Source organism: Dictyobacter vulcani, assembly GCF_008974265.1.
In the GTDB taxonomy this organism is placed as follows: Bacteria; Chloroflexota; Ktedonobacteria; order Ktedonobacterales; family Ktedonobacteraceae; genus Dictyobacter; species Dictyobacter vulcani.
Genome location: NZ_BKZW01000001.1, coordinates 2,978,836 through 2,999,716 on the forward strand (window position 1 = coordinate 2,978,836; position 20,881 = coordinate 2,999,716).

General features: G+C 48.9%; 16 protein-coding genes. 10 read left to right on the forward strand and 6 right to left on the reverse strand.

Features of this window, described 5'->3' with window-relative positions:
- Entirely contained in the window at positions 1–2,433 is a 2,433-nt protein-coding gene (locus tag KDW_RS12510) for an FtsK/SpoIIIE domain-containing protein (protein WP_151756264.1), read from the reverse strand.
- 524 nt (positions 2,434–2,957) lie between these two features.
- On the opposite strand from KDW_RS12510, the gene KDW_RS12515 reads away from it, so the two are divergent.
- Positions 2,958–3,932, forward strand: coding sequence for a lysylphosphatidylglycerol synthase transmembrane domain-containing protein (locus tag KDW_RS12515; RefSeq protein WP_162005174.1), 975 nt, complete (start codon positions 2,958–2,960; stop codon positions 3,930–3,932).
- A 39-nt stretch (positions 3,933–3,971) separates the two neighbouring features.
- Here the strand turns inward: KDW_RS12515 and KDW_RS12520 are convergent, their stop codons facing one another.
- A complete protein-coding gene (locus KDW_RS12520) occupies positions 3,972–5,366 on the reverse strand; it encodes a hemolysin family protein (protein ID WP_162005175.1) in 1,395 nt (464 codons plus the stop codon).
- A 265-nt stretch (positions 5,367–5,631) separates the two neighbouring features.
- Positions 5,632–6,321: a hypothetical protein gene (locus tag KDW_RS12525; RefSeq protein WP_151756267.1), complete on the reverse strand. Its 690-nt coding sequence runs from the start codon at positions 6,319–6,321 to the stop codon at positions 5,632–5,634.
- Positions 6,322–6,581: 260 nt separating this feature from the next.
- Between KDW_RS12525 and KDW_RS12530 the strand changes: the two genes are divergently transcribed.
- From KDW_RS12530 to KDW_RS12560, 7 genes are all read left to right on the forward strand, one after another.
- On the forward strand, positions 6,582–7,328 hold the full coding sequence (locus KDW_RS12530) for a response regulator transcription factor (protein WP_151756268.1): 747 nt from the start codon (positions 6,582–6,584) through the stop codon (positions 7,326–7,328).
- A 10-nt stretch (positions 7,329–7,338) separates the two neighbouring features.
- A complete protein-coding gene (locus tag KDW_RS12535) occupies positions 7,339–8,991 on the forward strand; it encodes a sensor histidine kinase (RefSeq protein WP_151756269.1) in 1,653 nt (550 codons plus the stop codon).
- A gap of 227 nt (positions 8,992–9,218) precedes the next feature.
- Positions 9,219–10,694 carry a GAF domain-containing sensor histidine kinase gene (locus KDW_RS12540; RefSeq protein ID WP_151756270.1) on the forward strand — a complete coding sequence of 492 codons (1,476 nt, stop codon included), beginning with the start codon at positions 9,219–9,221 and terminating at the stop codon, positions 10,692–10,694.
- Positions 10,615–10,854, forward strand: a complete 240-nt coding sequence (locus tag KDW_RS35865; protein WP_162005176.1) for an ATP-binding protein — start codon at positions 10,615–10,617, stop codon at positions 10,852–10,854. The genes KDW_RS12540 and KDW_RS35865 overlap by 80 nt, the downstream gene beginning before the upstream one ends.
- Before the next feature lie 210 nt (positions 10,855–11,064).
- Positions 11,065–11,304, forward strand: a complete 240-nt coding sequence (locus KDW_RS12550) for a hypothetical protein (RefSeq protein ID WP_233097786.1) — start codon at positions 11,065–11,067, stop codon at positions 11,302–11,304.
- A 15-nt stretch (positions 11,305–11,319) separates the two neighbouring features.
- Complete coding sequence (locus KDW_RS12555; RefSeq protein ID WP_151756273.1) at positions 11,320–11,772, forward strand: hypothetical protein; 453 nt, start codon at positions 11,320–11,322, stop codon at positions 11,770–11,772.
- 396 nt (positions 11,773–12,168) lie between these two features.
- A complete protein-coding gene (locus KDW_RS12560) occupies positions 12,169–13,761 on the forward strand; it encodes an acyl-CoA carboxylase subunit beta (RefSeq protein WP_151756274.1) in 1,593 nt (530 codons plus the stop codon).
- 213 nt (positions 13,762–13,974) lie between these two features.
- Here KDW_RS12560 and pgeF read toward each other — a convergent pair whose 3' ends face one another.
- The gene (pgeF, locus tag KDW_RS12565; RefSeq protein WP_162005177.1) at positions 13,975–14,889 is read right to left on the reverse strand and encodes a peptidoglycan editing factor PgeF; all 915 of its coding nucleotides are present in this window, start codon (positions 14,887–14,889) and stop codon (positions 13,975–13,977) included.
- A gap of 96 nt (positions 14,890–14,985) precedes the next feature.
- A complete protein-coding gene (locus KDW_RS12570; protein ID WP_151756276.1) occupies positions 14,986–16,227 on the reverse strand; it encodes an LCP family protein in 1,242 nt (413 codons plus the stop codon).
- Between the two features lie 179 nt (positions 16,228–16,406).
- Between KDW_RS12570 and KDW_RS12575 the strand changes: the two genes are divergently transcribed.
- Both KDW_RS12575 and KDW_RS12580 read left to right on the forward strand, forming a co-directional pair.
- A complete protein-coding gene (locus tag KDW_RS12575; protein WP_162005178.1) occupies positions 16,407–17,594 on the forward strand; it encodes a M24 family metallopeptidase in 1,188 nt (395 codons plus the stop codon).
- A gap of 189 nt (positions 17,595–17,783) precedes the next feature.
- Positions 17,784–19,328, forward strand: coding sequence for a DnaJ-like cysteine-rich domain-containing protein (locus KDW_RS12580; protein WP_151756278.1), 1,545 nt, complete (start codon positions 17,784–17,786; stop codon positions 19,326–19,328).
- Positions 19,329–19,411: 83 nt separating this feature from the next.
- Here the strand turns inward: KDW_RS12580 and hisS are convergent, their stop codons facing one another.
- Entirely contained in the window at positions 19,412–20,716 is a 1,305-nt protein-coding gene (hisS, locus tag KDW_RS12585) for a histidine--tRNA ligase (RefSeq protein WP_151756279.1), read from the reverse strand.
- Positions 20,717–20,881: the final 165 nt, after the last annotated feature.

The following is a 20,881-nucleotide window of genomic DNA, read 5'->3' on the forward strand; positions in this document are numbered from 1 at the left end:
TTACTTTCCTTTGAATGGTAACGATAATAATGAGTTTAATTGTGACTGATTTGCAGGGATATATTCCTGATAAACAGGAGTGGTGACGCGTGCTGCCTGGAAAAGATCAAGCTGGTTATCTCCGTGGAGAAGATATCCGCGACCGGGAATGCTGGCTGGCAGATCAGCTGCATCGGGACGACGGAGCACTTCGCGGCTCTCCTGTGGGGTGGCGCAGCGCAGGCAGATGCGATATTGGACAGCGTCTCGAATGTTGTTATAACTCAATCCTTCTGGTCGCTGGGCGGCCAGCAAAAAGTGCAGTCCAATTTCATCTCCCATGCCCATAATTCCCAGCAATTCATCGAATATGGCCTCTGTATACTGGCTAATATCGGTGAAGCCATCGATGATGATAAACAGGTGTGGAGTGGGCTTCCCCTCGTTCAGGCCTGCTTTACGTTTATTGACTTCGGCTCGAAGCATGATGATAAAGCGTTGCCAGGCAGCTGCAGATGACATATTTGTGAGGAAGCCAAGGGTATGAGGTAGCCGGGCAAATGGTTTTAAGGCCAGGCCAGCTTTGTGATCCAGGAGTAAGAAGTTGATTTCGGTTGGTTTATAGAGAAAGGCCAGGGTCAGCAGAATGGTTTCTAACAATTCGCTTTTGCCCGAGCCCGTCTGACCGATCAGTAAGCCATGGGGTCCATCACGGAGCAGATCCAGATATTGTACTTCATCGCCAAAGGTGAGACCAAGTGGAATACGCAAAAGTGGCTGTGGGGTTCGAAAGAGCGGATCACCCCAGAACACGAAAGGATCGTAGTTCTGGATATCAATGGGGGTATCAAAGATGTTCCTGATATCGACCTGGGTGCGTAGTTCCAGTGGTTGACTGACATTGTACTGCAGGGATTGTAAGCGTAGAGATAAAGAACGCAAATCATCAAAACTGATGCCATCAAGCTCTATGCATTGTTGCGCTGGCTGTGGTTGGGTCAAATGGCGTACTCTGGCCTGTACGGTCGGTATGGTAATAGTTTCTTCTGCTATCTCTTTTTCTTGTCGTTTCTTTTTGATTTTACCCTGTGGTAGTAACGAGGTAGTTTCTGCCAGTAAGATCTTTGGTGGCTCCGCTTGTTGCAGATCAATCAGCAACTGGTTGTTCTGGGGAAATTGGGATTGTTTGGTGCAGACACTGAGGATAGAAACGCCTAAACTGGTTCCATGGTCCAGGGCCAAGGCTAGCTCTGGTCTTCTGAGAGGCGATACCGCTAGATGTGCTCGCCGATATTGCGTTGGATGCGAAGGGGGGATAATCATAGTCGGAAGAGCCTGGGCTGGTTGGTCCAGATCTCCAGGCGCGTCAAAATCATCGATAACAATCAACAAATGTGGTTGTGGGATACTTTTTTGTTGTGGTTGCAGATCATTGAGGAGTACTTCACGTCGCCTGAGTTCGCGCGAGATCAGCGGTAACTGATCCATGATGGCGGCCGTGCCAATGGCGCAGGTATGAGCCTGAAATGCCTCTTCCATTTGAGCACTGGAATGGCGGGCATCATAGCGAATCGTGTGTGGCAAAATCTCGGCCCACTGCCAGGCTCTTTCCTGTGAGCGTGGGGCGAGAATAATAATGCGTACATCCTCGGGCGAGTGGTGATACACTACCTGACTCAGGATGGCATGGAGTGTCTCTCTTGCCATAGAGCGTTTTAAGGCTGGTCCATAAATAGTTACTGGACTCTGATGGCGGAGGTCTATCTGCAAGGGCACATGGACCGTTGCATAGGTAGTCACCAGTGCCCTGGCATACTCATTGTAGAGCTGTAAACTTCTCCTCGTCGTAGCTTGCCCATAGTCTGGTGCCTGTATCTTATAGGTGGCGGGACGTTGTTGTAATCCGATACGGACTTGTAGGAAGTCACGATCGGAGCGTTGGCGCGCCCAGAGACTACTATTTTGCTCATTATAGGTGTGCTGGAGTAGTGGGATGATCTCGAGATGTTCATAGATAACGGATTTGAACTCATAGCGCGACAATGGCGGATCCAGGTTCATATATGCCTGTCGTTCCTGCCAGTTCAGGGTTTTTAAGCGGCTCTCAGCATCCTGTAGCTGTTGCAAGTACTCTTGTAATAGTTGTCTATTGCGTCGTAGCTTGCGCATAGTCCTTCGCGTGGCGATGATCAGCATACCAATTGCCACCATGCCGCCTCCAGCGATGCAGGATAGAAGAAAAACTCTGGCATTATCTACTATAGTAGTAAGATAAGTGAACACGCACCCATAGATAGCCAGGCAAACCAGACCGGAAAAGATAAAGACCAGGATAGAAGATAGCGACGGATTTAGGAGTGTCGGTGGCGCTGGCAGGAGAATTGTTTCCTCTGAAATTTCAGGCCACACCCGAGTTTTGCGCGTAATAATTGATGATGGCTGTTGGTAAGACATTGCAACCCCTTCTCAACTTATCCATTCCCATGTGCAAATGCATCTTATTTTTGGAGTAATCTCCAGTTTTATATGAATAAAAACAGCTTGCATTATCCTAGCATACAATAATGATCAAGGCAAATACATAGTGATTTTGTCTTAGATTGCTGTAATTGGACACATGGAATAATAAGCAAGAGGTTATTTAAAGAGTAGAATAAACCCAGCAATGTTTTAATTTATTCTTTTCATGCGTCGATTATGGAGTCTGAGGATAGGAATTCTTCTCATCACAATCTGTCATATCAATAAATGTTGATGAGGTTCTTAAATCTCAAAGTATGTCATCTTTTGCACATACTTTCAGCGAGCTTTCGGATGAGAATAAGAGGTGCCTCGTGCTGAATGATCATTCCCCTCTAGATGTTCAATCGCCTGGTATGAAAGATTCTGAGGTTGTTCGCGTGCCAGAGGAATTAACTCAAACAGTGTTGTCATCAGCTAGGGATAGAAGGGGGCCAAAAACGTGGCTGAAGAGCCATGTGAAATTTTTGCTGCGTTTATTCTGTAGCATTAGCCTGGTAATCGTCTTATTAAAGTCGATCTCCTGGCCAGAACTTTTGCAGCAATTACCTCATCTGGATAGCGGAGTGCTTCTCATAGGAATCGCTCTCGGTTTCTATGGCATTATTATCAGTTCCTATCAATGGCAGTGTTTACTTGCCGCTGAACATATTCACATTGATCTCAGGCGTTTGATTAATTTGTATCAGGTAGGGATTGCGTTTAATCACTTTTTGCCGACAGGGATGGGGGGAGATGTGGTGAAGGCGTACTATATTGGCAAAGAAGGAAAGAATACCGTCGGTTCGGCCAGCGCGGTCGTAATGACACGCATCAGTGGTTTTTTTGCCATGATGCTGGTTTCGCTGCCTACCATGCTTCTCTGGCCTGCCCTGCTGACGAGCCAGATTGGTATGAGCTATGCGCTGGTTTGTCTGGCCTTAATAGGTGCCCTGACACTCATTTTTCTGGCCGTCAAATATATTCCCCACTGGCTACAACCCGTCTGGATGCAGAAGCGCATGGTTCAGTCCTTGCTCGCGATTGGTACGACCCTGCGTCACAGTATTGCGCGTCCACGGACGATGTGTAATGCCACCATCTTTGGTGTACTGTATCATATTGGCTACGCCTTAAACTTTTATCTGTATGGTCGGTTACTGAATGTACACGTCCCATTTGCTTTCTACCTGGTGGCTATTCCCTTTGTGTCACTGGTGGCCTTTGTGCCTTTTTCCATCAATGGCTTTGGACTACGTGAGGGAGCCTTTGTCCTCATTTTCGCCTCAGTCCATGTTGCCATGCCGACCGCCATGTTGCTGGTACTCTTGATGGATGTGCAGGTGCTCCTCTTTGGAATTATCGGGGGGATTATCTATCTTTGCTCATGTGGCAAGAAAAAAGAGGTGAGTACCCCGCTATCCATTCATACCTCTTCACACCTATCAGGTTAGAGGGATAAACCCCATTTCTGCACAGGCGAGGTGGCCATTTTATGATTGGCTGCCTCGCTTGTTGGGATATTCTTTAACGAGGGTGAGGCGGGATGTTATGGATTCTGTCCGGGCGGGTATAACTTTGACGCGCGAGATGCGTAGGCCGTCCATCTCTTCAACACGCAATTTATAGGTAGCAAAAGGCACGGTATCTCCCAGTGTTGGCAAGCGATCTAATTTTTCAAAGATATAGCCAGCCAGGGTATTGGCATGTATCTCCTCAAGCTTATTTTCTTTATCCCCAAATTGATCGGCGAAACTGGAGATAGCCATCAGGCCATCGACTGAGAGCGAGCCATCAGGAAGTTTTTCGACCTCAGGGCGTACACCACGGTCTCTGGTATCAAATTCATCCTGTACCTCACCGACCAGTTCCTCGATGATATCTTCCAATGTAATGATGCCTGCGGTTGAGCCATATTCATTGATCACGACCGCCATGTGGATACGCCGATTGCGCATCTGGGTCAATATTACATCCAATGAGGTCATTTCAGTCACATACAGGACGGGTCGCAACCTGTTGAGCAATATAAAGGGTTGTTGCAACTGGCTGGATTGGGCCTGGAAGACATCTTTAATATGAGCCAATCCGATGATATTATCCAGGGAAACTTCATAGACTGGTAAGCGTGTATAGTTTTCGCGGGCAAAGGTCTGGGCCAGGTCCTCACGGGATATAGTAATGGGGACTCCGACGATCTCGGTATGTGGCACCATGACCTGCTGGGCTGTTTTATCACTGAAGTCAAAGACATGTCGTAGCAGAAACTCTTCTTGCTGCTGTAAGAAGCCTGCCTCCCGACTTTGCGCGACCAGCATCTCCAACTCTTCAACTGAGTGCACCGCTGCATGCTCGCTATTTGCCTGCATGCCTAACAGACGGACCACAAACGTACCGATACCATTCATCAGCGCGATAAAAGGATTCAGGACGCGCGAAAAAATATAGAGTGGCCGAGCCACAAATAAGGCTGTACCCTCGCTGCGTTGTAGCGCAATGGATTTTGGAACCAGTTCTCCCAGGACAATATGAAAGGTTGTGATTAAAATGAAGCTGATCGTGACCGCAACGGTATGGCTGATCGCCACGGCGTTCTGGCCGCCAATGCTGGCAAAGAGTGGTTCAATCAAATGGGCCAGTGAAGGTTCACCAATCCAACCCAAAGCTAGACTGGCCAGGGTAATGCCCAGTTGGGTGGCTGCGATAAAGGTGTCGAGGTGCTGAACCTGCGTTTGGACCACTTTCGCCGTCGCATTTCCTTCTTCCACCAGTTGTGCAATCCGTGTCGCACGCACTTTTACCAGGGCAAATTCTCCGGCGACAAAAAATCCGTTAGCTGCAACCAGAGCAAAGACGGCTAGCAGACCGATGAGCGAACTGACATCCACTGAATAAGTTCCCTTTCCTGTGAATAGAGCCATGAAAAGTGAACGCGAAAATAGAGCGAAGCGCTAACTTAGCTAAACGACTGATCGAGCAGTTTGCCATATATACTACACAATTTAAACTTTGTCTACAAGGTATAGGGGTTTATCTGAAGAGTATAAAGCACAAAGAAAACGACACTCGTTCCGACCAGCGGAATGAGTGTCGTTTTTGCTTGAGACAGAAATGGTCTACTCTTTGCAGGCTACAGTTCAGCCTCTGACAGTTTTACTTCTGCTTTTTGCTGACGCGGTTCATCAGTTTCTCTACAAACTGTGGATGGTTCTTGAGCATGGTGGTGATGGCATCTGCACGTTTCTGGGTCAGATCACCAGCATTGACCGCATTCTTCAGCACAGTTGTGATGGTATTCTGGACCAGGGTCTTCAAATCGCTACTGGAAACATGCTGAGCTGTAGCAATAGCGGTCAGGCTTTTGCCACTTTTCAACTGTGTGGTCAACTGAGCGCTGGTCATATGCAGTCCCTGTGACAGCTGCTGTAGCGCGGCAGGAGTGTATTTCTTGAACAATTTGGCCATAGGACCTTTTTTAGCTTGCAGCATGTTTGGGCAGGCCTGACCTTTGCCTTTGGCGATGTTCTGTTTGATTTTATTGGCGCGATCCTGCTTTAGTTTGCCATCTTTCACCATCTGGTCGATGACATCGGTGGCAGCACCTTTACGGTCCTGCTGCAAAGCATCCACAGATATATTCAGGCGTTTGGCCAGATCCTGGTTATATTGCTGGCAGTAGGCGGCACCTTTTTTCGCTTTTGCTGGCGTTGGTGTGTTCTGGCTACTGTTGGCCGAGGCCATCATTGGTGCCAGGAAGAGGGCACCTGCGAGCACTGCCAGCATGAGCAGCGCGCCAGTCGCACCGGCTATCATCAACGCTTTTCTTTTAACGAGATTCTTCATTCGAATTGGCTCCTTTATTTCTAATAAACTTTTATACAGCATAGGTATTCATGCCCTTTAGTTTTAGAACTAGATTTAGAACTATTTTTCTCTGTACCTATTGGTATGTTTCTATTATAGAACGCATAAATTTAGAAAAACTCTGTTAATATTCAAGAATTGCTCAAGATTTGCAGGCAGCCAGAAAAGGACCTGTTTTTCGCTGTTAGATATGCTACTATGAATATAAGGATGAGCCAGACTACCCAGGAGTGAGATGAATGCCCCAAAAAATTTTGGTGATTGAAGATGAGGAAGGTATTATTCACCTCATCAATTTATATCTGAAGGACGCCGGTTATGATGTGGTTATCGCAAGGGATGGAGCCGATGGACTGGCTCTGCATGCTCGCGAACATCCAGACCTGGTGGTTTTAGATATTATGTTGCCGGCCATTGATGGCTTTGAAGTGTGTCGACGTATCCGCTCCTGGTCTAAAACCCCTATTTTGATGTTGACGGCTCGTGGTGATGAGGACGATCGCATCGCTGGTTTAGAGATTGGTGCTGATGACTATCTGGTCAAGCCATTTAGCCCTCGTGAACTGGTGAGTCGTGTGCGTGCCATTTTACGGCGCGTTGGAGTCCATGATCAGTCTGAAGAGAAGGTAGCTAAAGAGTCGTTAGTATCCAAGCGTGAGAATGACTCGATGCTCTCTTTTCCCGGTCTGACCGTTGATCTACTGGCTCGTCGCGTGACGGTGCAGGGACAGGAAGTGGCTCTGACGCCCACCGAGTTCGATTTGTTGGCGTTGCTGGCCCGCTCACCGGACCGTGTGTTTACGCGTGAAGTGTTGATGAACAAGGTCTGGGGTTATGATTACCTGGGTGATGGACATACTATCGATGTGCATATTAGTTCGCTACGCAAGAAAATAGAAGTAGACCCGCAGCAGCGCTACATCAAGACGGTCTGGCGTGTTGGCTATCGTTTTGAGGCCAAAGCTCGTTCGGTCGCCAGTTCATAGAGGAAGAAATATGCGTCTACGTTGGTGGGAAAATATTCGCTGGCGTCTGGCTTTAGGCTCAGTAATCGTGGCATTACTCTCGGCAAGCCTGCTGGCCCTGACCGCGATCGTGGTTATTGGTTACTACTACAATGTGGATCAACAAGCGCGTATCAGTGCCCTGGCCAGTGAGCGAGCCCAGAGTGTAGGTATTGTTTATGAGCACAACAAAAGTATCCAGGATGGCAATGGTTCAGCGAATGCTCAGGCTCGCTTAAAAAAGCTGCTGGTGGGTCAGCAGGGTCTGTTATTTTTGTCGATTCGCGAAGTCTCCAATAGCCCTGCTGCACAATATAATCCAGGTTCCGATCATCTCTATCTTTTTTGTAATGAGCAGGGCAAGCTGATTTATCCACAGGGATTTTCACGTGGTAATGCTCTGACCGTTATTCGTTCACTGCTAAATGTGTCAGGTACTGCGCGTCCTGGTTCTGATCAAAGCAAACTGCAAACAGCCATTAACCATGCTTTGCAGGGACATGGAGAAGGGGGAGTCTTTGGTCGCCAGACCCCGGTTGATGCGTCAATGCCTTTTTTTGTTGAGCCAATCTATACAAATGGACATGATGGCAGTCCTCGCACCGTTATCGGCGCGGTAATTGTTACGCCGCTTTCCAACGCTATTCCTGGCTTTGTCAGTACTGTTGGGATCTCGGTGCTGGTAGCCACCCCGATTATTGCCATCCTGGTTGCGGCCGTGGCTATCTTTTATTCCCGTACCATAACGCGTCCACTGGCGAAATTAACTGCCGCCTCGCGCATACTGGCTTCCGGGGATTATGATGCTCAGGTGAGCGTAGATGGTCCTGGTGAACTGGGTGAACTGGCTCATACCTTTAATGATATGGCGGTTCAGCTCAAAAAAGATGTGGATGAGTTACGGCGGCAGGAGATCTGGCGTCGTGAACTGATTATGAATATAACGCATGATCTGGCCACACCATTGACCGCGATCGCGGGCCTGGGAGAGGCCCTGGTGGACGGTATTAATCAAAGCCATGAAGATTATGAGGCCACAGGTCGAATTATCGTGCGGGAAACGTTGCGCCTGCGCCGCCTGGTACAGGATCTACATGTGATGGCTAAAGTTGAAGCGGGTGCCCTGCAACCAAAGTTGAAGCCGCTGCGCCTGGCAGTGCTGGTAGATGAAATTCTGGCTGCTCTGGTGACAGAGTTTGAACGGCAGCAGGTTGAGCCCATTAACGCCATTTCTTATAGTTTTAAATCAGTGCAGGCTGATCCCGATATGTTAACCCGCATCTTTGCTAACCTCTGTAATAATGCTCTCAACTACACACCGGCAGGTGGCGCGGTGACGATTGAGGCCAGACAACACGAGGACATGGCGGTGATATCGGTGACAGATACAGGTGGAGGAATTCCCCCAGAGGCGCTACCACGCATCTTCGACCGCTTTTACCGAGCCGACAATGCCCGGCAGTCAAAAACTGGTGGAAGTGGGCTTGGTCTGGCTATTGTACAGGCCATCGTGGCGGTTCATGGTGGAACTGTCTGGGCTGAAAATGTACCTGGAGCCGGAGCCCGTATCTCTTTTACCTTACCTCTTCAGCAAAGCACTATCCATTCAGCAACCACGCATCCCTTAGCGCAAATTCAGCGCTAAGGGCCATTGCGCATGGCTTTGATGATGGCCTCATTCTATCCCTTTAGTCGCTAAGATGAGTCTACAAAGGTTTCAATTGTCGTGATATACTTTGCTTTAGAGCACTCAAACTATGCAAAAGTATCATACGGTGCTGACCTTGAAGGGAAAAGATGATGTGTAGGGCGGGATTGCATGCTGATGTGCGTTTTATGCTGTTATCAACAACGAAGTAAAAGAGAGCGTTAATGACATCACCCAGGCCTTCTATCTATGATCGTAAATTTTTGCAGCATGCCCCTTCCTTTGATGCTGACAGTCAGGATCTGTTACGCATCCTGCGTACCAGCGTGCTTAATGTGAGCAGTATTTTTCCCTCTATGCAGTGCACGATTGCTCTTTTACATCCTTCCTCCTCTTCCTTGATGACGTGTTCCAGTAACCAGGCCGCTGAGGATGGCATGCTCTGTATTCCCTTTTATCCTGAGTCTGGTGTGGCTGGCCGGGTGATCGAACAGCGTACGTTACTCTGTATTCCTGATACGCGTCAGGATAGTCGGACGCAGGATAGTGCATGGGCATCCGTGGCGAGTTTATGCTCTGTACCACTGATGCATGAAGATATTTGTATTGGTACATTGACGGTTACCAGTGCAGAGCCCGCTGTCTTTTCTGTGCAGGATCTGCATATCATCTCGACTTTTGCTAATCAGGCTACCCTTGCGATCTGGAATGTACAGCAGACAAGGACGATCCAGCAGTTGGGCAGCCAGTTAGAGCGTGATCGGCATTATCTGCGCACTATTTTAGCTGCAAGCTCTGATGGGATCGCTATGATCAGTGAGGAGCAGCGTTTTATTGAGGTCAATCCAGCATTTGGCCAGATGTTTCGTTTGCAGCCCGCTCAACTGGTGGGTCGTGCTTGCGCGGATGTCTTTGGCTGTAATGATGAGCAGAAGCCGTTGTGCTGCCATCATGGCTGTATGATTGAGCATGCCATAGCGCATGAGGAATCTCTGGATTATACCGAAGTAGATATTCGTACTGCTAGCACTGTGCGTTTACTTGGTATCAGCGTGACTCCTGTCGCGCTGAAAAATGCGCCTGTGTGCCTGGTAATTGCACGTGATATGACGGCTGTGCGCGATGCCGCTCGCAGTAAGGCCAAATTCTTATCCATGATTACCCATGAATTGCGTTCACCCCTGAATGCCATCAATGGTTATCTGGATCTCCTGTTGACCGGGGTTGGTGGGGAACTCACCAATGAGCAGCGCGAATTTGCCCAGAGAGCGCGTGCTGGCAGTGAAAATCTCTATGCGCTCCTGGAAGATTTGCTCTTGATTTCCCGTGCAGACTCGGGGCAGATGCGGTTGAACCGTGAACTGATTCACTTACCAGAAGTGATTGAGAATGCTGTCGAAGAGTTAGAACTGACTGCGGTGGATAATGGCATTCAAATGCATGTGGATATCGCACCTGATTTGCCTCGTCTGTATGCTGATGCGGTCCGCTTGCAACAAGTATTACGCAACTTGATTAATAATGCCCTGCGCTTTACCCCCTTCGGCGGTAGGGTCTCCATTTCTGTTAGCCGGGTTGATGCGGGGCATGAAATGTCCGGTTCTATTGTTGAAACAGAAGATGAGCAGAGCATGGCTGCAACTACGAGTACAAGATACAGGATGTGGAATCGAGCCCCAGTTTCATCAACGTATCTTTGAGCGCTTCTTCCAGGCTCCTGATGGGCGCGCTGGAGGCCAGGGATTAGGGCTGGCGATTGTGAAGATGTTGATTGAATTACATCACGGAACCGTAATCCTGGAAAGCGCTCCTGGACAAGGAAGCACCTTCACCTGTATTTTACCCTGCCTGTTAAGTTAGCAAAAAACGCTACTACCTCCTGGCTTTATGTTCATAGAGCCATACATTTACTCAGCTATATTTATGTCTGCTTAATGCATTACCCTTGACGCGTTTATGATTGCATGCTATGCTCAAATTATTCCAATATGTTCCTTGCTGCTGAGAAGCCAGGAATATGGCTCGGTAATGTGTCGGCTTTTGTACAGAAGAAGGAGACAGACTGTGGGTATGCTACGAGTCATGTCCCGTCGCGGCGACGATCGAATTATCTGGGATACCCAGCAGGTAGAAGCCCAGAATCCAGATGCTGTGGCGGCCATTCGAGAGGCTGAGCGCATCTTTACTGATGAGCGCAAAAAAGGAGCCACCGCCTTCAAAGTAGAGCCAGGTAAAACTGTAGAGCGTATCGACAAATTTGATCGTACTGCCGAGCAAATTGTCCTCGTACCTCGTGTTGTGGGTGGGTGAGGAGTGTAATTCGCTATGTTGGAGACGCTAAGTTTATTCCTCGGTATCTGGTTGCTGTTTCTCCTGCTCGCGATTTATTACCTATCCCAATCTCCCGATGGGAGCGTGGGCCGTTTACGTGAGTCGGTGAGTGAGCACCTCTCAGCCGAGAGTCGGGCTAAAGCACTTATGCGTGAGATGCTCTCTGAAAATCAGTATCAGCAATTGATCAAGTTTGGTTACCTTGAAGTGCCGAGCCCCACAATTGATAACCGGATGTATCGTATTCCTGGCGGCGGTGGTCTGGTAAAGGTGTATGAACGTGGCTGTGCTGTGATGGAGTTATGCTTACAGCCAGCCGAGCCGCTACCCGATGGTGACGTTGTGGTCATGCATAAGCTGATGATCGAGGCAAATGAACAGGAATATCTGCAGAAGGCGAATCACTTTGCGCCCGGCATAATTTCTTTGCGTTGCCAGCATCTTTAGTGTCCTTTTATGTAGACCTGACGTTTAAGCTTTGCATACATAGTAATGGAAGAATCATACACGGTCGATTGTTCGATCATGACTGCGTATAATTCTTCCATATTTTTTTGTTCAGGAATCGCTGCTCCCTCGTTCTAATTAGTAGCACATTATTTTGCCGCCTGCGGCGGCGAGAGGGGAGAGGGTAATTACGGGGGACACCCCGAGCCCCCGGCAGGAGGACTAGCCGTCCTCCTGCACCTCCTGCTTAAACAGTGGCGTGAGAGGGTGATTACGAGGGACACCCCCGTCCCCCGCAAAACCCTATCCCCCTCTCTCCCCCGCCATAGGCAGGAAGTGTTATACTTTAAGCTACGTTAAAAACCACTACATATAATCAATGGAGATAATTTAACCATGACTACTGGAGAGCGAAGTTCACAGGAAACGGCTGTATTGAAAAGCACTCAAGAAAAGATTGCTGAACTACAGACCTTGCAAGAAGATGCTTTGCGTGGAGGTGGTGAGAAGCGCATTGCCGCGCAACATAAAAAAGGAAAATTGACTGCACGCGAACGCCTCGACCTGTTATTGGATCCAGGAAGCTTCAACGAACTGGATATGTTTGTGACTCACCGTACCAGCGACTTCGGCCTGGATGATCAAAAGATTCCTGGCGATGGCGTGGTAACCGGCTATGGTAAGGTTGATGGTCGCCTCGTCTATGTTTTTTCACAGGATTTCACCGTCTTTGGTGGCTCGCTCTCGGAAGCACATGCCGAAAAGATCTGTAAGGTGATGGATCTGGCGACCCGTAATGGTGCCCCGGTCATTGGCTTAAATGATTCCGGCGGTGCCCGTATCCAGGAGGGTGTTGTCAGTCTGGGAGCTTATGCCGATATTTTCTTGCGCAATACGATGGCTTCCGGGGTTGTGCCGCAGATCTCAGCGATTATGGGACCTTGCGCCGGTGGCGCGGTCTACTCGCCTGCGATTACCGATTTTATTTTTATGGTTGAAGAGAGCAGCTATATGTTTGTGACCGGCCCCAATGTCTTGAAAGCCGTGACACACGAAGATGTCAGCTTTGAAGACCTGGGAGGAGCCCGGGTCCATAATAGCACGAGTGGCGTGGCTCATTTTTCCAGTCCGGGCGAACCTGAATGTCTGGGTATGATTCGCCGCCTGATAAGCTATCTTCCCTCCAATAACGTGGATGATCCTCCAATCTACACACCTAAAGACACGGCTGATCGCGTGGTTGATGTTCTGAACGAGATTATTCCCGACCATCCCGGTAAACCATATGATATGAAAGAGGTTATTCATAATATTGTGGATGATGGGGATTTCTTTGAAGTACAGGAGCTGTTCGCACAGAATATATTGGTTGGCTTTGCGCGCTTAAATGGCCGATCGGTGGGCATTATTGCTCAGCAGCCAAAAGTTCTGGCCGGTGTGCTTGATATTAATGCCTCGGATAAAGCGGCGCGTTTTGTGCGCTTCTGCGATTGCTTTAATATTCCCATTATTACGCTGGAGGATGTGCCAGGCTTCTTGCCAGGCGTGGGTCAGGAACACAGTGGTATTATTCGCCATGGTGCGAAACTGCTCTATGCGTATTGTGAGGCAACCGTGCCCAAGATTACGGTGATTACCCGTAAGGCTTATGGTGGTGCCTATGATGTGATGAGCAGCAAGCACATCCGTGGTGATATCAATTATGCCTGGCCAACTGCTGAGATTGCGGTCATGGGAGCCGAGGGCGCGGTAAATATCCTCTTTAAAGATGAGCTTGATAAAGCTGCTGATCCAGAGCAGCGCCGTAAAGAACTCATCGCTGAGTATAATGCCAAATTTGCCAATCCCTATATTGCGGCCAGCCGTGGATATATTGATGAGGTGATTGAACCCCGTTATACGCGCGTAAAATTGATCAGCGCTCTAGAGATGCTGAAGAATAAGCGTGATACCAATCCTCCCAAAAAACACGGCAATATTCCTCTTTAATCAATAAAGCAGCCCGGTATTTCTGCCGGGCTGCTTTATTGTCGTCTGGCGTTGCTTGATGGCGATGATAGTGCTCGTTTGGTTTTGCTAGCCGTGTATGATGTAATTGGGATCACTCGTACCCAGAATACCTATCATGAGATGCCAGCCAGGTTTGTGACCACCTGGGCTGGCATCTTTTTATGCCCGTCAGATCGTTAGCTGTGTCGCTATTTAATCCTGCCTGGACAAGGATTTCAGAGCCATAATTACCACAAAGCGTCCTGTTTTACCATGCTCTTTACGATGTGAGAAAAAGAGGTTGGTATGGCAGCCGGTGCAGATACGCATCACTTCAATATGTTCGGGACTGACTCCGGCCAGAAGCAGTTGCTGGCGATTTGTCTCCTGGAGGTCCAGTCGTAAACTGGGTCCAGTCTCAAGCTCCACCGTGGAGAAGGTCGCTGAGGCATTGATGCGTTCACGATAGATCGCTTCTGTGGGCTTGTCGGTAAACTCCTTACGGCCCAGGAAAAGATCCTGTACTTCCTGTGATACCTCATAGCAGCAGGGTCCGATAGCGGGTGCAATGCCGGAATAAATATTTTGTGGCTGGCAGCCAAACCTGTCTTGCATGGCCGCAACCGTCGCCATTACTATTCCGCGCGCGGTTCCTCGCCAACCGCCATGCGCAATACCCATGACCTGCTTGACTGGATCATAGAAGGTGATGGGAACACAGTCGGCGAATGAGAGTGCCATTGCCACGCCATGCTCCTGACTGATCATGGCATCTCCTTGCCGAATCGTAGTGGGAGTCCAGGCATACTCATAATAGGACATATTGGCCCAGTCGGTGCGCCAGTGATCCTGAAGGTCTAATGTTAATACATCGGCTCCATGTACCTGCCAGAGAGTTGCGCTGGGCATATCGGATAATTGTAAGGCCTGTAATGCTAACTGGCGGTTACGCACGACATTGGGAAATGTATCACCACCTCCTCTAGGAGGAGCAGAGGTATTTAAACTTTGATAGGGAACGTCGCTATAACCACCGAGACGCGTAAATACGCCATGTTGAAGTTCTGAAAAAGGGCGATAGTGACTAAACTGGAGATAGCGAACATTTTCATACTGGTACTCGATCAAAATGGCTCCTTTTTGCTGTGGCAATGCTAATGCTGTGCCTATTGTATCACAGCCATTTTTATCGCTCGTACCAGCGCTGCCGGTACTTTCTTAAGTTTAACCATTGACGCGACAGCTCTGGGTATCTCCTAATTGAAAGATACGGTTAATTGTCGGTTGAATGGTTTCGCAATGGGGAATAACGACATCCTGGTTGCTCCCTACCGATGGATCATAGATAGTGGCAAGATCTCCATAATCTGCTGCCCCTTCACCGGTACCGAGTGTGATGTGATCGATAGGATTATTCAGTAAGGTGCGTCCATAGTTGGCAAAGGCGAGCATCTCTTCTTCGCTGAAATCGGTGTAGAGGCTGCCTGAAACGTCATTGAGCAATTGCGAGAAGTTTTGCAAAATGGTTGAGACACTCAGTTTGAGTTTTAATGCCTCGAGTACCTGTTGCTGGCGCTGGGTACGGCCTATGTCTCCCACCAGATCTGAGTGGCGTGAGCGGACATACTCTAACGCCTCATGACCATCTAAGTGTTGGGGACCGGGTGCAAGATACAGTCGCTTGTATGCATTCTGGTCTTTGGCATTACTGCCTGCACCTACATCATTGGGGTATGTGTCATCGACCACGGGATGTTCGACATTGATATCGACACCGTGTAATGTATCGATGACTTTAGCAAAGCCATCCAGGCCAACCCAGGCATAGCGATCGATATGGATACCATAGTCTGCTTCGACTGTCTGCCGTGCCAGACGGACTCCATCCTCAAATTTACCGCTTTGTTGGACTCCCAACGAAAAGGCCTGATCGATCTTATGCATACCCATGCCATCTGGTATGGCGACCCAGGAGTCGCGTGGAATAGAGACCATGGTAACGGTATTGTGGATCGTATCTACGCGTACGACCATCATTACCTGTGTTAAGACATTGGGGAAGACATATTTTTGATCATTGTCACTCCCTAACAAGAGAATATTCCAGGTTTTACCTTGAACCACGCCACTGGATACATCCTCCGTAGCCGTTGGCTGGCCCGCCTGTTCCTGGGTTGAACGTGCCACCGGACGAATAATTTGCTTGAGCGGTTTTTGAATAGTATTCTGGAAATAATAGTATGCCGCGCTGGCGCTGCCACCGCCCAGGATCAATAATATCGCACATACAGATAAAAGAATTTTTAGCGGTTTACGTCGCACCTTCTTTTTTATTGTTTGTCCGGCAACCAGGGGACTGGTCAATATTCTTTGCCGCAATGTTTGATCCGCTGGTTGGGAAGAGGTCGAAATTCCCTCATCTATGTTTTCAGCATGATTCTCTTCTTGAGATGAAGGCGTCGGCATTCTTTTTTATCCCTTTATATTTTATTTATAAGTAGTGCGTGAACATATTGTGTTAATACAAATGCACTACCACTCACAATCGTCGCACTGATCCTGGTGGATTATTCAAAGCTGTTTGGATGTAGTGATATAGTGGTATGGTAAATGAATCGAAATGTATTTTGTTGGGAGGTCGTCTGATGAATATTGAAGATATTCAGCACGTTTTGCAAGAAGCGCAGTTGGATGGCTGGCTTTTCTATGATTTCCGAAAATCTAATCCGATCGCGTATCAGATCTTACAGTTGTCAACGGATGCTATGTATACCCGGCGCTGGTTCTATTATGTGCCTGCTCAGGGTGTGCCTACAGCCTTGATCAGTGCCGTTGAGCCCCATATTTTGCGCTCTCTGCCTGGCGAACGCGTACTTTTTAGAACCTGGCAGGAGATGCATACCCATTTACGTGAAATTTTGCCAGCGCGAGCGCACCTGGCGATGGAATACTCGCCGATGAACGCTATTCCTTATGTTTCGCGCGTGGATGCTGGCACAGTTGAATTGCTGCGTTCATTCGGCCTGGAGATTGTCTCCTCGGCTAATCTGGCCCAGCGTTTCATTGCCCAACTTACTCAGGAGCAGATCTATACTCAGCGTGAAGCAGGACGTCTCTTGATGGCGGCCAAGGATATACTGTTTGCGCAATTAGGTGATGATCTGCGCGCTGGCAAAGAGTTGGATGAATACACTGTCCAGCAGCGTTTTGTCGCCCTGATCGAGCAGGCTGGACTTGAGTTGCCGGAGGATGAATTACCAATAGTGGCTGTGAATGCTAACAGCGGCAATCCTCACTATGAGCCAACCGCTTTGCAGCATAGTCCGATTCGGCGTGGTGATCTGGTACTCTTTGATTTCTGGGCCAAACTACCCCGTCCGGATGCAGTCTTTGGTGATTATACCTGGGTAGCTTTTGCCGGCACGCGTGATGAGATTCCTGCCCGGCAGCGTGAGGTGTTTGAGGTTGTGCGCAATGCCCGTGATAGCGGTATCGCCTATGTGCGTGAGCGTCTGGCCGCCGGCCATCCGGTTGAAGGTCGAGAAGTCGATGATGCGACGCGTAACGTAATTGTAAAAGCAGGCTATGGCGATTATTTTGTGCATCGTACCGGCCACAGTATTGGTACTGTACTACACGGTAATAGTGCCAATATCGATAATTTCGAGAGCCAGGACGAGCGCACCCTGCTTCCCTATACCTGCAATTCTATTGAGCCAGGCATCTACCTGCCGGAATTTGGCATTCGCAGCGAGGTCGACCTCTTGATCCTCGAAGATGATGCCGAAGTGACAGGTGTCCCCATACAGGAAGAGATCTTCCCCCTCCTCTAAAGCCAGGACTCTTCAGCTTACAAACAGGCTGAAGAGTCATCCCATTGGCAGAAATATGTAGCTCTTACAACTCTCATATTCGTTTCACGTACATAATAGTGAAATAATCATTGATGACGGCCTTGTAATGGTGCAGGACCTCTTCTTCATTGTACGGTTTTCTCTTGAGAGTAAGGGAGGTAATCTCACATGGGTGATCAATGGGATCAAGATCCACATACTACAAATAATAATAATAATAATACCGGTCGACCTACCCAGGATGATATAGATAAGCAATTAAAAGAGATACGACGTGTTGTGGCCCAGGGGGCAAATGAAGCTCAGGTACGCATTAAGCGGGTGGTGGATAAGGCTGGAGATTACTGGCAGCAAGTGCAGGCACCCCCGACTACTCCACGCCAGGCTTCCAGTGTGGAAGAGCAGCGTCTGCGTCAGTTGATCAATGCCTGGAGCAATGAGAATTGGCGCGTGGCGCGCGAGCTGGGTACCTATATGGATATCCTCTCAACACGTGTCGATGAGATCTGGGAGATCTCGCTGGAAACACGCTGGGAGACACGGGCGATGGAGATCATTAGCGAACCATATGCTGGTCATGCCACCAGTCGTCCGCGCCCCGTCCTGCCAGTCTGGGATTATGAGCTTCCCGAGGTCACTGGTTTGAAGGCTCCCCCGAGCCGTACGCGCCTGGATAGCATGAATGAGATTGTTTCCTGTACCTCATGTAACAGTACCGGACATGTCTTATGTTCAGGTTGTAATGGGCGCGGCTGGATTGTTTGTCCTGAATGTAAAGGCCGCACCAGGAAGCGCTGTAACACCTGTCGTGGTCGGGGCTATGTTTCTGATTGGACGCCAGGAGAGAAAAAGCCGTTCCTCAAAAAGCAGGTTGAAGGTGTAGCCAATAACTTCAGCAATAAATTCTCAGATGTCTTTGATAGCATTCGCCAACAGGGTGTCCCCATTCCTAATCCTGTCGATACCGATCCAGCTGGTAAAGGACCAACGGTTCCCTGTCCGGATTGTGTGAATGGTGAGGTCAATTGTTCCTGTGGCAATGGCAAACGTGTCTGTACGACCTGTCAGGGTGCGAAGATGTCCTTGTGCTCTAATTGTAGCGGTACCGGAAAAGTGGTACGCCATCGTGAGGTTACGCGCCACTTTGATCTGCGTTCACAGAACCGTTTTATTGGCGAGAACGTGATTCCGGCTCAACTGCTCACGAAGTCCGAGGGGGATCTGGTCTATAGCGCTGAGGTCAATGAAACGCTACATATGGACGCACCGCCAGACCTCGTGCCGTCTGATGTCTGGCGTACGACGGTTGAACTGGTTGAGTCTGAGCGTAAAACGGCGGATAGGCCAGGGTTTGACCCACAGACCTTCCCGCGTCCGACCCTGCAAGTGGTTGAGTTGGTACGCATACCCTATACCACGGTACGCTATCGCTATTCGGAGCAAGAATATGTGCTCTACATCTATGATACTGAGGGTCATGAACAGTTCTATTCAGATCGTTTCCCGGCTCGCTGGGATCGTGTGGAGCGTTTGATGAAGGCTATTACCACTGACTTACGTGCCCCAGTACAGATAGATCAGCAAGAGCAGCCGGATACCCCTGTCACAAATAGCTATAGCGGTGGCTATCGTGTGCCCATCGAGGTACCTCCATATAACGTGGACGAAGAGGATGACGATCAGACCGATCCGCGACCGCCTACAACTCATTAGATTGATCATATGGTGATAAAAAAAATGTGCCGCACGTGTGCGGCACATTTTTTATCACCATACAATAGAAGACTCCTGGAAGCTTATTGCTGATGCTCTCTGAGATAGGATAGTAGTTCAGACTGTTTGATCGAAACCTGCTTATTCTCGCTGCTCTCAGGGCCAATATGCATGTTTTTAACGACAACGGTGCCGTTAGCCAGTTCGTCATCACCAATAATAATTGAGAAGGTCGCCCCGGATGCATTAGCCTGCTTCATTTGTGCTTTTGTGCTGCGCCCACCATAGGTTGTCAGGGCTTTAAGTCCTGCCTTCCGCAGTTCAGCGGTAAGTCTGGCGGCCGTATCTGTCATTTCCTGACTCTTACCAAAGTAGACCACAAAGGCTGTTGGTTTTGCTTCGGCGGGAGGCACAATGCCCTGGCGTTTCATTTCCAGGATCACACGCTCAATACCGACCCCAAAGCCAATGCCAGGTGTATGTGGACCACCGAAGATCTCAGCCATACCATCATAACGGCCACCACCATTGAGGGCAACATTGTCGACTGTCGAGGTAAACTCAAAAACAGTGCGGGTATAGTAATCCAATCCACGCACAATCAGTGTATCGACCTCAAAAGGGACATCATAAAACTTCAGGTAGCGCTGCACGGTTGCAAAGTGTTCCTGGCAGGGTTCACAAAGATTATGTGTAATACGCGGTGCCTCAGCGATCTTCTTTTGATCCTGTGGATTTTTACAGTCCAGCAGGCGCAAAGGATTTTTATGAAAGCGCGTCTGACAATCGTTACAGCAGTCGCTGAGTAGCGGCTGATAATATTCTTTCAGCTTCTCAATATATTGTGGGCGGCAGTTCTGATCCCCAATACTATTTAAGCGCACACGAATATTCTGTAAGCCCAGGCGTGTATAGATTTGATACAGCATACCGATAATTTCGGCATCGATGGCTGGATCACCCTCACCTAATGCTTCACAGCCAAATTGATGGTGTTCACGGAGCCGACCGGCCTGGGGTCGTTCACGGCGAAACATTGACATACTCAGATAGTACAGCTTAACTGGCTGCGCTAGTTTAAACATACCGTGTTCCAGATATGCGCGCACCACGCCAGCCGTACCCTCGGGTCGCAATGAGATATTCTGGCGACGGCCCTCTTTATCGGCACGATCATCAAAGCTATACATCTCGTGCTCAACAATATCTGTCGCCTCTCCCGAGGTACGACGGAAGACAGAGGTGTCTTCGAGCACAGGTGTGTCGATACGCTGATAGCCATAGAGCCGTGCTACCTCGGCCGCTGTCTCTTCAATAAAGCGCCAGTACGGCTGATCTTCTGGTAAAATGTCTTTAAAGCCCTGTAAGGCCCGGTATTGTTCTGGCATAATGTAAGTCCTTATCCTCCACGCACATGCAAGTTCTCGTTATTATAGCAGATTGAGCTTATCGCTAACAGCATACCCGCTTGCGCAAAAACTATTTTGCTGTTAACAATCTTTGTACTGGCGGCATATCCTGCGTGATTTCCTCTGCTATCATGTTGATTGGGC

What these genes read in the sequence shown, in the direction of transcription:
- KDW_RS12535 (WP_151756269.1), top strand. Translation starts at nt 7,339, where the DNA reads ATGCGTCTACGTTGGTGGGAAAATATTCGCTGGCGTCTGGCTTTAGGC.
- KDW_RS12570 (WP_151756276.1), bottom strand. Translation starts at nt 16,227, where the DNA reads ATGCCGACGCCTTCATCTCAAGAAGAGAATCATGCTGAAAACATAGAT.
- KDW_RS12560 (WP_151756274.1), top strand. Translation starts at nt 12,169, where the DNA reads ATGACTACTGGAGAGCGAAGTTCACAGGAAACGGCTGTATTGAAAAGC.
- KDW_RS12525 (WP_151756267.1), bottom strand. Translation starts at nt 6,321, where the DNA reads ATGAAGAATCTCGTTAAAAGAAAAGCGTTGATGATAGCCGGTGCGACT.
- KDW_RS12510 (WP_151756264.1), bottom strand. Translation starts at nt 2,433, where the DNA reads ATGTCTTACCAACAGCCATCATCAATTATTACGCGCAAAACTCGGGTG.
- hisS (WP_151756279.1), bottom strand. Translation starts at nt 20,716, where the DNA reads ATGCCAGAACAATACCGGGCCTTACAGGGCTTTAAAGACATTTTACCA.
- KDW_RS12575 (WP_162005178.1), top strand. Translation starts at nt 16,407, where the DNA reads ATGAATATTGAAGATATTCAGCACGTTTTGCAAGAAGCGCAGTTGGAT.
- KDW_RS35865 (WP_162005176.1), top strand. Translation starts at nt 10,615, where the DNA reads ATGAGCAGAGCATGGCTGCAACTACGAGTACAAGATACAGGATGTGGA.
- KDW_RS12540 (WP_151756270.1), top strand. Translation starts at nt 9,219, where the DNA reads ATGACATCACCCAGGCCTTCTATCTATGATCGTAAATTTTTGCAGCAT.
- KDW_RS12555 (WP_151756273.1), top strand. Translation starts at nt 11,320, where the DNA reads ATGTTGGAGACGCTAAGTTTATTCCTCGGTATCTGGTTGCTGTTTCTC.
- KDW_RS12530 (WP_151756268.1), top strand. Translation starts at nt 6,582, where the DNA reads ATGCCCCAAAAAATTTTGGTGATTGAAGATGAGGAAGGTATTATTCAC.
- KDW_RS12580 (WP_151756278.1), top strand. Translation starts at nt 17,784, where the DNA reads ATGGGTGATCAATGGGATCAAGATCCACATACTACAAATAATAATAAT.
- KDW_RS12550 (WP_233097786.1), top strand. Translation starts at nt 11,065, where the DNA reads ATGCTACGAGTCATGTCCCGTCGCGGCGACGATCGAATTATCTGGGAT.